Raw genomic sequence first — 13,040 nt, 5'->3', positions numbered from 1 at the left:
TCTGGATGCCCAGATGGCGAAAGGCGATCAGCCCCTCGATGGTCAGCAGGGCGAAAAGCAGAATGGCCGGTACCGGATGCCGTATGGAAAGGGCGGAGACATTCATGGAGCGGCTCCGGAGGCCAGTCTCACCCGATCCCCCTCATGCAGGAAGGCCCCACCGGAGGCCACCACCTTCTGACCGGGCTCCAGGCCGGAAAGAATCTCCACGGCGTTCTCCCGACTGCGACCGATCGCCACCTTGCGGCGGGAGACGCGCAAGTCCGCATCCAGGGTGAAGACGTAGCGATGGCCGTCGCTGAAAACCAGGGCGCTTTGGGGCAGGGTGAGGGCCGGGGATTGGGCCTGCCGGATGAAACCCTGGGCGAACATGCCCGCCCGCGCCGGGGTGTCGGGGGGCAGATCGAGGTAAACCAGCGCCTTGCGGGAGGCGGCGTCGAGGCTGGGGGCGATCTGACGCACCGTGCCGCTGGTCTCCTGCCCGCTGGAGAGGGTCAACCGCGCCGTCTGGCCCGGCTGAAGGCGCGGCAGCAGGCTGGCGGTGACTTCGGCCCGCCACTCCAGACGGTTTTGACGCAACAGGCGGAACAACTCCGCACCGCTGCCCACCACCGCGCCCAGGGTGGCGTTGCGGGCGGTGATCAGACCGTCGTCGGCGGCGAGAATGCGGGTCTGCTTCAGGCGGGTCTCCTCCAGTCGCAGAGAGGCCTCGCTGGCCGCGAGGCTGGCGGCGGCGGATTTCTCGGCCAGGAGATACTGGTTGATCTGCTGTTCGGAGAGGGCGCCGCTCCCCTTGACCTGCCGGGCGCGTTGCGCGTTGCCGCGCGCCTCTTCCAGGGCCACTCGGGCCTTGGCCGCGTTGGCCTGCTGCAGCGCCACGGCGGCCTGCTGCATCTCGTCGGAGAGACGGGCCAGCTCCTGACCCTTCTTCACCACGGAACCCACATCCACCCGCACCGCCTGCAGGGCCAATCCGCCCAGTTCCGCCGCCACGATGGCCTCCTGCCAGGCGAAGACCCCGCCGCTGGCGGTGATCTCCTCGGGCCACTCCTTCAACACCGGCAGACAGCTCTCCACGGTGAGAACGGCTTTGTCCCCGGTGGCCGGGGTCTCGGGGGCGGCCTGCAGCACGCCGCCGAGCAGCAGGCCCGGCAGCAGAAGGGCGATGACGGTCCGTTTCATGGCGTGTCGTCTCTCCTCTCCCAGCCACCGCCGAGAGCTTTGTAAAGGGCGATCCACTGTTGCACCTGTTCCCGTTCCAGCAACAGGCGGTTGCGTTCCGCCTGCCCGGCGTTGCGTCGGGTCTCCTCGACGCGCAACAGGTCCGCGCCCCCTTGCCGGTAGTGTTCCAGGGTGGCGAGGAAGAAGGCCTTCTGGCCATCGGCGGCGGTTTGGGCGGCGCCGGCGCGGCGGGTGGCCGCATCCAGCCGGGTGAGCGCCTCCTCCACCTCGCGGATGGCCAGGCGCACCGCCAGTCGATAGGCCGCCAGGGCCTGTTGATAACGGGCGGTGGCGGCATCCACCTGGGCCTGCCGCGCTCCGGCGTCGAACAGCGGCAGGGAGAGGGAGGGGCCGAAACTCCAGGGGCGGAACTCCGGGCTCTGCCCCTTGAAGTCGGCGTGGCGCAGGCCGATGCTGCCGGTCAGGGAAAAACGCGGATAACGTTGCGCCTCGGCATAGCCGATGGCGGCGGATGCGGCGGCCAGTTCATGCTCGGCGGCGGCCAGATCGGGTCGCTGGGAAGGCAGCGCCGCCGGCAGCGTGGTCACGGCGAAGCGTTCGGGCGCGGGCAGCGGCGGGGCGGGCTCGGCCAGCCACTCCCGCAAGGTGGTCTCTTCCAGGCCGCTCAAGGCCACCAGCGCCTTGAGCGCCAGTTCGCACTCCATCTCCTGGGCCGTCCGTTGCGACTCCCCCTCGGCAACGACGGCACGGGCCAGTTCGGCTTCCGCCGCCGCCCGCAAACCCGCCGCCACCGCTTTGCCCACCACCTCCCGCGTGGTGCGGCGGGAGGTCAGTTCCTCTTCCAAATTGCCCACCAGTCGCCGGCAGGAGCGGTAATCGACGTATCGCGCCGCCACCTCGGCGGCCAGGGTGATGCGGGCCTGGTGCCAGCTCTCCTCCCGCGCCGCCATCTGGGCCGTGGCCACCTCCATGGCGCGTTGCACGCTGCCGAAAAGCCCCAACTCCCAACTGGCGTCCAGGCTGACCTTGCGGTTGGTGGTGGCGGGCAGGGCGCTGTTGCCCGCTTCACCCCCCCGCGCCAGGGATGCCCCGGTGTTGACCACCGGCAACCCCGTCGCCGTGGCGGAGGCCACCCCCGCACGGGCTTCCGCCAGACTGGCCAGGGCCTTCTCCAAATTGGGATGCCCCGCCTCGGCCCGTGCGATCAGCCGTGGCAACAGCGGGTCGTCGAAGTGGGTCCACCAGTCGGCGAGCCGGACCAGCGAACCCTCGTGGGGCAGCGCCGCCTGCCAGCGGGCCTCGACCTCCGGCGTCGGGCGGCGGAAATCGGGACCGGGCAGCCAGCAGCCCCCAAGCAACAGGAGAGCGGAAATCAGCAGGATCGGCGGTGAAACGGCAGGCGGCATGGTCCCTCTATCTCCCGGCCAGGGCGACTGGATGGGTGATTGTTAGCGCACCTGAAACAATCTTGCAAGAAAGATTTCTTGATCTTTGCCGTTCGTTGCCTTTACTCTTGGCCCGCACGAGATGAAAAGGTGAGCCGGGAGGTGAAACTATGTTGGAGACCACGGAGGAGTTGATCGCCCTGCACCGGGCCAACTGGCCGGAATCGCTGGATGCGCCGCTGATGGGGTTCGTCTTTTCCCTGCTTCGGGCCAGGGAGGTGCATTTCCGCCGGGTGGGGGAGGTATTGGCGCGGCATCGCCTGAGCCCGGCGCAGTTCGACGTGCTGGCCAGTCTGCGGCGCAGTCCCCCGCCGTGGGAGTTGACGCCCATGGGCTTGCAGCAGGCGGTGCTGCTGACTTCCGGCGGTTTGACCAAGATTCTCAAGGAGCTGGAGGAGCGGGGCCTGGTGGTGCGTTCCACCCGGGAGGGGGACCGCCGGGTCAAGCCGGTGCGCTTGTCGGAGCAGGGGGTGCAGCTTGCCCAACGGGCCATTCGCGAGGTGCGTGCCGAGGTGGGCGGCTGGTTGCACCAATTGTACGACGAAGAGGAGATGCGCCGGATGGGGCAATTGCTGGGCCGCATGATGGCGGCGGACAGGCAATCCCCTGACGCAGTCCAGGATCCTTAGCCGCTGATTCCGCCGGGGTGGGGGTTTGCCGGAGAAACATTGGTAGAGGGCGTTGCGAGTGGTGCGAGATAGTGGATAAACTGATCGTGTTTGATGGAGATTTCCCCATCGCGGCGACAGAGGAGACCAAAACCATGTATGCCGTTGAAATTCAAACCGCCATTATCGATCATCGACTCGATGTTCACAGTGACCGCCTTCCCGCCAACGCCGCCAACGTCAGGGTCATCGTCCTGGTTGAGGAGGGGGTTGGTCATGCGGAGTCCTCTATTCTCGACCTGGCACATGCCGCTCGGGCCAGTTTCCCGCAAACCGACCCCCTCGAACTGCGTAGGGAATTTGCCGCCATGCGCGATGAGTGGGGTATCAGGGAGCCTCGTGATTGAACGCCGTCCGACTGCTCGACACCAATGTTCTGATTGACTATCTGGCCTGTTATCCCGATGTGTCCTTTCTTCGAAGGGTGGAACGTTCCCTGGTTGAAGGCGCGGCGGTTTCCATCATCACCACCATTGAACTTCTTGGTTGGCGCGGTCACACCGACCAAAGTCGTCTCGATGCCCGGAAGCTTCTTTTAGCCATGGATGAAATCCCTCTTTCCCGGAAAGTTGCTGACCAGGTTGTCTTGTTGCGTGGGCGGTTGTCCATCAAGCTGCCTGACGCCATCATCGCTGCCAGTGCATTGGTAGAGGGATTGCCGCTTATGACGCGCAATGTGGAAGACTTCCGGCGGATTGACGCATTGCGGCTGATTGACCCGTTTGAAGAGGGATGATGTTGCGAAACGGCCTGTCGGGGTGGGAAGCAAGAAGGACTCACACCGTATTGTTCCGGGATCCGGCGATTTCGGTCCGGTTGCGTCCTCCCTGCTTGGCGTCGTAGAGGGCTTTGTCGGCCTGCTGAATCAATTCTTCCGGGGTGGATTCCCTCTCGGGCGGCAACAGCACCATGCCGATGCTCACGGTGACCACGCCGGTGGCCGAGGCGGTGTGGGGAATGGCCCATTTCGCCAGTCCGGCATGAATCTGTCCCGCCACGTCGGCGGCTCCTTCCAGGGTGGTGGCGGGCAGGATCACGGCGAACTCCTCGCCGCCGTAGCGAGCCGCCAGGTCTCCCGGACGCCGGGCGCAGGCGGCAAGCACCTCCCCCAGTTTGCGCAGACACTCATCCCCTTCCGGATGGCCGTAGGTGTCGTTGAAGGCCTTGAAGCGGTCCACGTCCATCAGGAGCAAAGCCAGGGTCTGCCCCATGCGCTGGCAGCGTTTCAACTCCTGGGAGAGTATTTCGTCGAAGGCGCGCCGGTTGGCCAGTCCGGTCAGGGCGTCGGTGCGACTCAGACGGGAGAGGGTTTCGTTGAGTTGCTGCAGACGCTGTTCCGCAGCGAGGCGTTGCTCCACCTCGGATACCAGTTCCCGATTGAGACTGGCCAACTCTTCCGCCTGGCGGGAGCTGCGCAGCAGCAGCTCCTCCAGTCCAGCCGCCAGGGCGCGCACCTCGGCCTTCTCTTCGAGACCCAGGGTCTTCAGTCGGTTCAGGCAATCCTGCACCTTTTGCGGATCGTGAATGTCGAGATCGCAAGCGATCTGACGCAGCCGCCAGACCGGTCCCACCACCTTGCGTTCGAAGAACCAGCCCACCCCGAGCAGCACCAGTCCGCCGCTGACGCCGATGGTCAACAACAGATAGGTGAAGAGCAACTCGCCGCGACCGCTGATTTCCGTGCCGAAACGGGTGGTGATCAGCAGCGCCGGGCGGCCCTCGATGTCCGGCAGCAGCATCTGGGCCGTGACATGCTCTTTGCCACGGGTGATGCGAATGCCCTCTTCCGCCTGGTTGATATGGTTCTTGAGCTCCCAGGCCAGGGCCCGTTTCAGGGCATCGCCCGTCTGTGCCGAGGGGAAGGCCTGCAGGGTGGTGCCCTCCGGCAGCATGGCCTGTAGCGTCTCCTGGTAGGTGCGGTCCAGCAGCCGCCCCATCAGCAGCGTGCCCTGACGCTCTTCGGAGGCGCTGCTTTTCAGGATGGGCGATCGTCCCACGAAGAGCAGTCCCGCTGAGGTGGGCCAGAAGCCGCTCTCTTTGGTGGATCCCGGGGAAATGCGCAGCAAGGGGTGTTCCCGGTCCAGAAACGGCGCATCGAAGGGGGGCAGGGGCAGCTCCTTCTTTTCCGCGGAATCGATAACGGTTCCCCAAACCTTGAGGCCCTCCGGTGCGTAAAGGGCCATGAGGTTCAACTTCAGATTGGTCAGAGTCTCGGGGGTGAGATTCTTGGCAATGTATTCCGGATTGCGGTTGCGCATGAACTCAAAGGTATCTTCCCAGACGCCCCAGTCGGCGGTGGTGTCCCCCAGATGGCTCAATTCGCCCAGAAGCAGCTTGCGGGCCTGAAAAAGGGACTGCCGGGCTTTGTCTTCTTCCAACCGCAGGAAATCGGGCAACAGCAGCAGCCGCACCGCCAGAAGATTCAAAACGGTGGCCACCACCACCCCGAGGGCGATGATGAGCAAGGCGCGATGCAGGAGGGCGGAGGAGGTACGCATGTGCGCCATGATATCCCGAAAGGGGGGGGATGTGGCAACCTCCGTCGGGCAATCCACTCCTTTCAGCGCCAATCAACAAGACGATTGGCGCTGAAAGGACCCATGGCGGGCTCGCTTTTGGGCCATCCTTTTCGGGAAAAGGCCCCCGAAAAGGATGGCCTTGAGCTGGGCGAGCCTGAAGGATAACGGATTCAGGATAAAGGATAAGTCAAAGGACAGAACATTTTCTTTTTTTGATACTTAAAAGAAAAATATTACAAGGCAAGGGATGTGGAAGATATTCCTGCTTGATTGTTGGCGTTTTGCGGTTTTTTCTCCAGTAAGAAATTATTTAAGCAGGCGTGAGGCCTTGAGGAACTGGCCTGCCGAAAGTCCCAGGGCGGGGACGTACCACCAGGCGGAGGAGCCCGAGGCGATCAGCATGGCCGCCGACATCAACAGCGCCCCGCCGAAAATGGCCGCCACCTGCTGGCGGAAACCCACGTTCATGCGCTCCTCCAGGGTTTGCAGCGATTCGGGATGCAGGCGCATGCGCACCCGGTCCCGCGCCAGGCGTTCGATGCCGGTGTAGAGCAGCTCCGGCAACTGGGTGGTGGCGTGCAGACTGTTGCTGATGGTCTCCCGGGCGTTGAGCAACCGCCCCTTCGGCCCCAGATGATCCATCATCCACTCCCGGATCAACGGCTCCGCCAGCAGCCAGACGTTGAGTTCCGGGTTGATCTCCCGACCCACCCCCTCCAGCGTGACCATGGTCTTTTGCAGCAGCAGCAGTTGCGGCTGCACCGGCATGTTGAACTGCTCCGTCACCTTGAACAACTGGGCCAGCAGCTTGCCGATGGAGATCTCCTTCAGCGGCTGACCGAAGACCGGCTCGCCGATCTGACGGCAGGCCTCCTCGAATTCACCCATGTCGGTGTCCATGGGGATGTAGCCCGCGTCCAGATGCACCCGCGCCACCTTGCGGTAGTCCCGCATCAAAAAGCCCTGCAGCATCACCGCCAGCCAGATGCGGGTCTGCATCGACACCTGCCCGGTGATGCCGAAATCGAGAATGACGATGGTGCCGTCCGGGGTCACGAAGATGTTGCCGGGGTGCTGGTCGGCGTGAAAATAGCCGTCCCGGAAGACCTGTTTGAAAAAGGCGGTGACGATGTTGCGGGAGATGCGATCCACCCGGCTGGCGAATTCGGGGTGATCCCGCAGTTCGTCGATGGGAAAGCCGTCGATCCATTCCAGGGTCATGACCCGCTGGCCGGAGAGGGACCAGATCACCTCGGGAATGCGCAACTCCTTGTCGAGGCGGAAGTTGTCACGGAACTGCTGGGCCCGTGCGGCTTCCACCTGGAAGTTCATTTCGGAACGGATGGTGGCGGCGAACTCGTCCACCACCTTCTGCACCCGGAAGCGGCGCCACTCGGGAACGTACATCTCCACCAGGCCCGCCAGTTGCGACAGCATGCGAATATCCGACTCCACCACGGCGTCGATCTGAGGGCGTTTGACCTTGACCGCCACCTCGCGTCCCTCTTTGGTGAAGGCGTGATGCACCTGGGCGATGGAGGCGGAGGCCACGGGAACGGAGTCGAACTGGGGGAAAAAGTCTTCCAGGCGGCCCTTGAGAGACTCCTCGATGGTTTCGCGCACCTTTTCGAAGGGGAAGGGGGGCACCTCGTCCTGGAGCTTTTTCATCTCCCGGGCCACCTCTTCGGGCAGGGATTCCACCCGGGTGGAGAGGGCCTGACCGAATTTGATGAAGGTGGGGCCGAGGGCTTCCAGGGCTTTGCGCATGCGTTCCGAGGAGGTGTACCGGCGGCGCAGGGCGCGTGTCGACGGGCGCAGACCGGCGAGCCAGACCAGGATGCGGTAGGGCAGGGCCTTTTCGGAGAGCAGGGGCAGGGCATCGTAACGCACCACGATCCGCAGGATGAACCAGAGGCGGAGAAGGGTGCGCAAGGTGGTCAGCATGATCGATTCGGGTTTCCTGGTCGGGGGTCAGGGATTGATATTGAAGGACTGCCTTTCAATATTTATCTTTTAAGTATCAAAAAAAGAAAATGTTCTATCCTTTGACTTTGTATCTTTGAATTTTAAAAGTCTTCATTGGTATAAAATATAAAATGGCAAAGTCAAAGGACAGAACATTTTCTTTTTTTGATACTTAAAAGATAAATATTAAAAGGCCGTGGACCTCACGGGTTCGGGGTTTTGGCCTTGCTCTGCAGGGCCAGGCGTTTTTCCAGTCGGGAAGCCCGCGCCTCCAGGCGGCCCAAGGTCTCCCCCAAAACCTCCACCGCCTGGTGCAGCGGTTCCAGTTCGCCCTTGCGGGGCAGACCGGTATTGCCCACCCAACGTTCCACACCGGCCTCCACGATCTTCCGGCCCTGCTGCATGCCGGCGAAGGTCTGTTTGCGCCAGCCATCCAGTACGCCGGCCATCGGTCCGCCCACCACGGAGGCCATCTCCTTTTCCCAGTCGATCTCCACGTTGTCCAACAGATTCTTGAACCTCAACCCGGTGTCGGTCTCGCCGGAGAGCTTGAGACGCCGCGAGAAGAAGAGCGAATCGGGATCGGCCTGACCGGTCAGCAGGTCCAGGAACGCGGTGCTTTCCCCGGCCATGGTGACGTGGCAATCGTCGTCGCAATAGGTGTGCAGCAGAATCCCGCCGTTGTCTTCCACCCGCATGTAGAACTGCTTGCCCAGATCCTCCACGTCGAATTCGAAGATCTTGCCCCCGAGTTCGCTCAAGCGCTCCTTCAAGGCGGGGTAGCGGCTGAAGAAGAGGTTCAGGGTGATGCCCAGGGAGACCGCGGTGAACGGCTGCGGCAACAGTTTCAAGGGCAGGGCGAGCAGTCGGGTAGGCATGTTGTCAGACCTTGTGAGCCAGATGGATGGCGGCAATGCCGCCGGAGAGATTGGAATAGCGCACCCCGAAGAAACCGCAACGCTCCAGCAGCGCCTTGAGGGTCTCCTGATCCGGGAAGCGGCGGATCGACTCCACCAGATACTGATAGGCGTCCCGGTCCCCGGCCACCCAATGGCCGATCTGGGGCAGCAGGCGGAAGGAGTAGGTGTCGTAGAGGGGCCGCAGGGCGGGAATGGCCATACGGGAGAACTCCAGGCACATCAGCCGCCCGCCGGGACGCAACACGCGGAACATCTCCCGAAAGGCGGTTTCGATGCGGGTCACGTTGCGAATGCCGAAGCCGATGGTCACCCCGTGAAAGCTGTTGTCCGGAAAGGGCAGGGACTCGGCATCGCCCTGAACCCAGTCGAGGCCGGAGAGCAGACCTTCGTTGGTCAGGCGGTCCCGTCCGGTTTCCAGCATGCGGTAGTTGATATCGTAGAGCAGGATGCGTCCCGTCTCCCCGATCCTGGGGTGGATGCGCTGGGCCAGATCGCCGGTTCCGGCGGCCACGTCCAGCACCCGCCAGCCCTTGCCGGGCCGCAGGGTGCGAATGGCCTGATCCTTCCACAGGCGGTGGATGCCCAGGGACATCAGATCGTTCATCAGATCGTAGCGATCCGCCACGGTATCGAAGATGCGCTTGACCTCGCGCACCTTGTCGGTGATGGGAATCTCCTTGAAGCCGAACGATACGGTATTGGACACGATAAGCCTGCCTGATCACGACGAGAAAGTGGCGTTCAATCCCCCTGGGGAAATTTCGAACGCCAAGGATAGCCTACCCGTCCCCTTTTGCAAAGGCGCCCCTGGGGATTTCCCCCATGTTTGGGAAGAAAATGGTGGGATGTCCCTGGCCTGATCAAGGGCTTTCGAATGTGTTATGCTCTTTGACGGATGGTTTGGGGAGGGAAAATCTTCTTTTGCGTGAAATAGCAAGGAAAAATATTTACAGGCCTTGCTTTGCGGTCGCAAGAGGTGGAATCCCGCTTCCCGAAGCCACAAATTCCAGCAACGACGGACCTTTGCACGAAGGCAATTGACAAGTGGAAGGATTTTTTGTATGCAAGACAAGGCACTGATTTATTTAGACTTTTTAAATCTGCCCAATCGTGAGGCAGGCAATGATTATCCCTTCCAAGCGCCGCTCAAAGGGTGTAGAAAGATTCCCGATTCCAAGGACATTCTTCGGCTTTTGAGGCGAGACTCGGTGCTGGTATACGGATTGCATAAACCCGTTAGGGTGTTGTTGTCTCTCCGGAAGGGGTGGGGAGCGGGGCAGGTTGGCAGCCTTCGGGCGGTCGGTGCGCGTCGTTCGGTCTCCTGTCAGGAAAGCAAGCGACATGTTCCATAAAGCCGAACTCCAATTTTCCGTGAACCCCGAAGAGGTGGTGATGCAAGCGGCATCCTGGGATATCTGGGACAAGAAATACCGTCTCAAGACCAAGGATGGGCAGCCGTTGGATGCCACGGTGGAAGATACCTACCGCCGGGTGGCCATGGCTCTGGCCATGGTGGAGGTCGAGCCGAAGCGGCAATTCTGGTTCGAACGCTTCTTCTGGGCGCTGCTCAACGGGGCCATTCCCGCCGGACGCATCATCTCCAATGCGGGGGCCCGGCAGCACAAACCGGCCACCTCGACCATCAACTGCACGGTTTCGGGCACGGTGCGGGATTCGATGGACGACATCCTGCGCTCCGTTCACGACGCGGGTTTGACCCTGAAAGCCGGTTGCGGCATCGGTTACGAGTTTTCCACCTTGCGTCCCCGGGGCGCTTTCGTGGCCGGAGCCGGGGCCAGCACCTCGGGTCCGCTCTCCTTCATGGATATCTTCGACGCCATGTGTCGCACCATCTCCTCGGCGGGAGGGCGGCGCGGCGCGCAGATGGCCACCTTCGACATCACCCATCCCGATATCCTGGAGTTCATCCGGGCCAAGCGGGAGAACGGGCGTCTGCGGCAGTTCAACCTCTCCTGTCTGATCACCGATGCCTTCATGGAGGCGGTGAAGAACAATCAGGATTGGGAGTTGCTCTTCCCGGCCAACCGGCACGAGCTGGAGGATCCCGATTGCGAAATCCGCTACCGGCCCTGGCCGGTGACCGATGGCTACAAGACCAACGGTCGCGGCGAGGTGGCCTGTCGGGTCTACCGGCGTCTGCCCGCGCGGCGGGTATGGGATGCCATCCTCTCCTCTTCCTATGATTATGCCGAACCGGGGTTCATCCTCATCGACAAGGTGAACGAGATGAACAACAACTGGTTCGACGAGGATATCCGGGCCACCAACCCGTGCGGGGAGCAGCCGTTGCCGCCCCACGGCGCCTGTCTGCTGGGGTCGATCAATCTGGTCAAGTTCATCAAGAACCCCTTCAGCGGCAAGGCGGTTTTCGATTGGGAGCGGTTTCGCGAGGTGGTGCGCATTTTCACCCGCATGCTCGACAACGTGGTGGAGATTCACGGCCTGCCGCTGGCCTCCCAGGGGCGGGAGATCGTGCGCAAGCGGCGTCACGGCATGGGCTTTCTGGGGCTGGGCTCCTGTCTGACCATGTTGGGCCGGGTTTACGGGGATCCCGAATCGGTGGCCTTCACCGAGCAGGTGGCGCGGGAGATGGCCATCGCCGGTTTCGAGACGGGGGTGGAGCTGGCCAGCGAAAAGGGACCGGCGCCCATCATGGAGGAGTTGTTCACCGTGGATGGCGCCATGCTGGCCAAGCGGCCCGAGATGGTGCAGGATGGTTACGCCCTGGGGGACCGGGTGGCGGGTAAGGTGTTGCTGGGGCGGTACAGCCGGTACATGGCTCAGTTTCCCCAGGCTTTGCGGGAGCGCATCATGCGGGAGGGGTGTCGCTTCACCCATCACACCTCCCTGGCCCCCACGGGGACCATCTCTCTTTCGTTGGGCAACAACGTTTCCAACGGCATCGAGCCCAGTTTCGCCCACAAGTATTCGCGCAACGTGATTCGGGAGGGGCGCAAGACCAAGGAGAAGGTGGATGTGCTCTCCTTCGAATTGATGGCCTACCGCACTCTGGTCAACCCCCATGCCGAGCCCGGCGCGGAGGAGGAGGCCAATCGTCTGCCGCCTTTTTTTGCCGACACCAACACCATCGCGCCACGGGCGCATGTGGACATTCAGTCGGCGGCACAGAAATGGATCGACTCCTCCATTTCCAAGACCATCAACGTGCCCACGGACTTCCCTTACGAGGAGTTCAAGGGCATCTATCTCTATGCGTATCAGATGGGCCTCAAGGGTTGCACCACCTTCCGGTTCAATCCCGAGGCGTTTCAGGGGGTGTTGGTCAAAGAGGAGGATCTCGCTGCAACCACCTATCGTTTTGCTTTGGAAGATGGTACCATTCTGGAGCTGAAGGGTAACGAAGAGGTGGAGTACGATGGCGAGGTGCATACCGCTGCCAATTTATTCGATGCCCTTAAAGAAGGTTATTACGGAAGACTATAGATGGCGGGCAGGGATTCCGCCCGCCAACAGGGACTTGCTACGGACAGAAAGGCTGGGAGACCAAATCGACATGGCGGTGAACATCAGCAAGAAGATTGTCAGTTACGAAGTGGTGACCGATGCGCCGGTTGCCAAGGCCGAGCCTGCCAAGGTGGAGGAGAAGTCGCGTCGCAAGCAGGAAGCGGCGGTGCCACCGGCCAAGGTGATTCAGATGCAGCCTTTGCTGGAGCGTTCCGACAAGTTGGAGGGGGTGACCTACAAGGTGACCACGCCGTTGTCGGAGCATGCTCTTTACATTACCATCAACGATATCATTGTCAGTGCGGGCACCGAGTTCGAGCATCGTCGTCCCTTCGAGATTTTCATCAACTCGAAGAACATGGACAACTTTGCCTGGATCGTGGCCTTGACGCGGGTGTTGTCGGCGGTTTTCCGCAACGGGGGGGATGTCACCTTCCTGGTGGAGGAGTTGCGTTCGGTTTTCGATCCTCGTGGGGGCTATTTCAAGCCGGGTGGCAAGTACATGCCGAGCCTGGTGGCCGAGATCGGGGAGTGCATTGAGAAGCATTTGCAGGATATCGGCATGTTGCGTTCCGAGGTCACCGAGGATTTGAAGGCCAAGCGGCGCATGGCGGCGGAAGAGGGGTTGACGGGGAGCACCCAGTGTCCCAAGTGTGCCCAGATGGCCGTGGTGCAGTTGGATGGCTGTGATACCTGTTTGGAGTGCGGTTTCTCCAAGTGCGGATGAGGTAAGGTTGGAGCGTGGGAAAAGAGGCCGGTGGGGCAACCCGCCGGCCTTTTTTTATACGGGGGTCCGGGGGGGATTATTCCGTTTCTGTTTCATTTTTGCATTATTGCAGGGGTCTGGGGACCATC

12 protein-coding genes are annotated in these 13,040 nt (G+C 62.1%); 5 read left to right on the top strand and 7 right to left on the bottom strand.

Features of this window, described 5'->3' with window-relative positions; translation table 11 throughout:
• The 3 genes from HQL56_10330 to HQL56_10320 all read right to left on the bottom strand — a co-directional run.
• Window positions 1–106 (bottom strand): efflux RND transporter permease subunit (locus HQL56_10330; GenBank protein MBF0309914.1); only part of this gene is annotated, 106 nt, incomplete at its 3' end.
• Window positions 103–1,182, bottom strand: coding sequence for an efflux RND transporter periplasmic adaptor subunit (locus HQL56_10325; protein MBF0309913.1), 1,080 nt, complete (start codon window positions 1,180–1,182; stop codon window positions 103–105). The genes HQL56_10330 and HQL56_10325, both read right to left, overlap by 4 nt.
• Complete coding sequence (locus HQL56_10320) at window positions 1,179–2,588, bottom strand: efflux transporter outer membrane subunit (GenBank protein MBF0309912.1); 1,410 nt, start codon at window positions 2,586–2,588, stop codon at window positions 1,179–1,181. Before HQL56_10320 ends, HQL56_10325 begins: the two co-directional genes overlap by 4 nt.
• A 149-nt stretch (window positions 2,589–2,737) precedes the next feature.
• On the opposite strand from HQL56_10320, the gene HQL56_10315 reads away from it, so the two are divergent.
• The 3 genes from HQL56_10315 (at window position 2,738) to HQL56_10305 (ending at window position 4,031) form a co-directional block, all read left to right on the top strand.
• A complete protein-coding gene (locus HQL56_10315) occupies window positions 2,738–3,256 on the top strand; it encodes a MarR family transcriptional regulator (protein MBF0309911.1) in 519 nt (172 codons plus the stop codon).
• Window positions 3,257–3,327: 71 nt separating this feature from the next.
• Window positions 3,328–3,642 carry a hypothetical protein gene (locus HQL56_10310; protein ID MBF0309910.1) on the top strand — a complete coding sequence of 105 codons (315 nt, stop codon included), beginning with the start codon at window positions 3,328–3,330 and terminating at the stop codon, window positions 3,640–3,642.
• Complete coding sequence (locus HQL56_10305; protein ID MBF0309909.1) at window positions 3,639–4,031, top strand: type II toxin-antitoxin system VapC family toxin; 393 nt, start codon at window positions 3,639–3,641, stop codon at window positions 4,029–4,031. The genes HQL56_10310 and HQL56_10305 overlap by 4 nt, the downstream gene beginning before the upstream one ends.
• 40 nt (window positions 4,032–4,071) lie before the next feature.
• Here the strand turns inward: HQL56_10305 and HQL56_10300 are convergent, their stop codons facing one another.
• From HQL56_10300 to ubiE, 4 genes are all read right to left on the bottom strand, one after another.
• The gene (locus HQL56_10300; GenBank protein MBF0309908.1) at window positions 4,072–5,802 is read right to left on the bottom strand and encodes a diguanylate cyclase; all 1,731 of its coding nucleotides are present in this window, start codon (window positions 5,800–5,802) and stop codon (window positions 4,072–4,074) included.
• A gap of 318 nt (window positions 5,803–6,120) precedes the next feature.
• Entirely contained in the window at window positions 6,121–7,758 is a 1,638-nt protein-coding gene (gene ubiB, locus HQL56_10295; protein ID MBF0309907.1) for a 2-polyprenylphenol 6-hydroxylase, read from the bottom strand.
• Between the two features lie 224 nt (window positions 7,759–7,982).
• Window positions 7,983–8,657 carry an SCP2 sterol-binding domain-containing protein gene (locus tag HQL56_10290; protein ID MBF0309906.1) on the bottom strand — a complete coding sequence of 225 codons (675 nt, stop codon included), beginning with the start codon at window positions 8,655–8,657 and terminating at the stop codon, window positions 7,983–7,985.
• Between the two features lie 4 nt (window positions 8,658–8,661).
• Complete coding sequence (ubiE, locus tag HQL56_10285; protein ID MBF0309905.1) at window positions 8,662–9,408, bottom strand: bifunctional demethylmenaquinone methyltransferase/2-methoxy-6-polyprenyl-1,4-benzoquinol methylase UbiE; 747 nt, start codon at window positions 9,406–9,408, stop codon at window positions 8,662–8,664.
• Between the two features lie 632 nt (window positions 9,409–10,040).
• On the opposite strand from ubiE, the gene HQL56_10280 reads away from it, so the two are divergent.
• Window positions 10,041–12,164, top strand: a complete 2,124-nt coding sequence (locus HQL56_10280; protein ID MBF0309904.1) for an adenosylcobalamin-dependent ribonucleoside-diphosphate reductase — start codon at window positions 10,041–10,043, stop codon at window positions 12,162–12,164.
• 70 nt (window positions 12,165–12,234) lie between these two features.
• A complete protein-coding gene (locus tag HQL56_10275; GenBank protein MBF0309903.1) occupies window positions 12,235–12,912 on the top strand; it encodes a TSCPD domain-containing protein in 678 nt (225 codons plus the stop codon).
• The last annotated feature ends 128 nt before the right edge of the window (window positions 12,913–13,040 follow it).

This window comes from Magnetococcales bacterium (assembly GCA_015231925.1).
Lineage (GTDB): Bacteria > Pseudomonadota > Magnetococcia > Magnetococcales > JADGAQ01 > JADGAQ01.
This window is presented reverse-complemented; position numbering and strand designations above follow the sequence as displayed.

What these genes read in the sequence shown, in the direction of transcription:
- HQL56_10325 (MBF0309913.1), bottom strand. Translation starts at nt 1,182, where the DNA reads ATGAAACGGACCGTCATCGCCCTTCTGCTGCCGGGCCTGCTGCTCGGC.
- HQL56_10320 (MBF0309912.1), bottom strand. Translation starts at nt 2,588, where the DNA reads ATGCCGCCTGCCGTTTCACCGCCGATCCTGCTGATTTCCGCTCTCCTG.
- HQL56_10315 (MBF0309911.1), top strand. Translation starts at nt 2,738, where the DNA reads ATGTTGGAGACCACGGAGGAGTTGATCGCCCTGCACCGGGCCAACTGG.
- HQL56_10300 (MBF0309908.1), bottom strand. Translation starts at nt 5,802, where the DNA reads ATGGCGCACATGCGTACCTCCTCCGCCCTCCTGCATCGCGCCTTGCTC.
- ubiB (MBF0309907.1), bottom strand. Translation starts at nt 7,758, where the DNA reads ATGCTGACCACCTTGCGCACCCTTCTCCGCCTCTGGTTCATCCTGCGG.
- HQL56_10290 (MBF0309906.1), bottom strand. Translation starts at nt 8,657, where the DNA reads ATGCCTACCCGACTGCTCGCCCTGCCCTTGAAACTGTTGCCGCAGCCG.
- HQL56_10280 (MBF0309904.1), top strand. Translation starts at nt 10,041, where the DNA reads ATGTTCCATAAAGCCGAACTCCAATTTTCCGTGAACCCCGAAGAGGTG.
- HQL56_10275 (MBF0309903.1), top strand. Translation starts at nt 12,235, where the DNA reads ATGGCGGTGAACATCAGCAAGAAGATTGTCAGTTACGAAGTGGTGACC.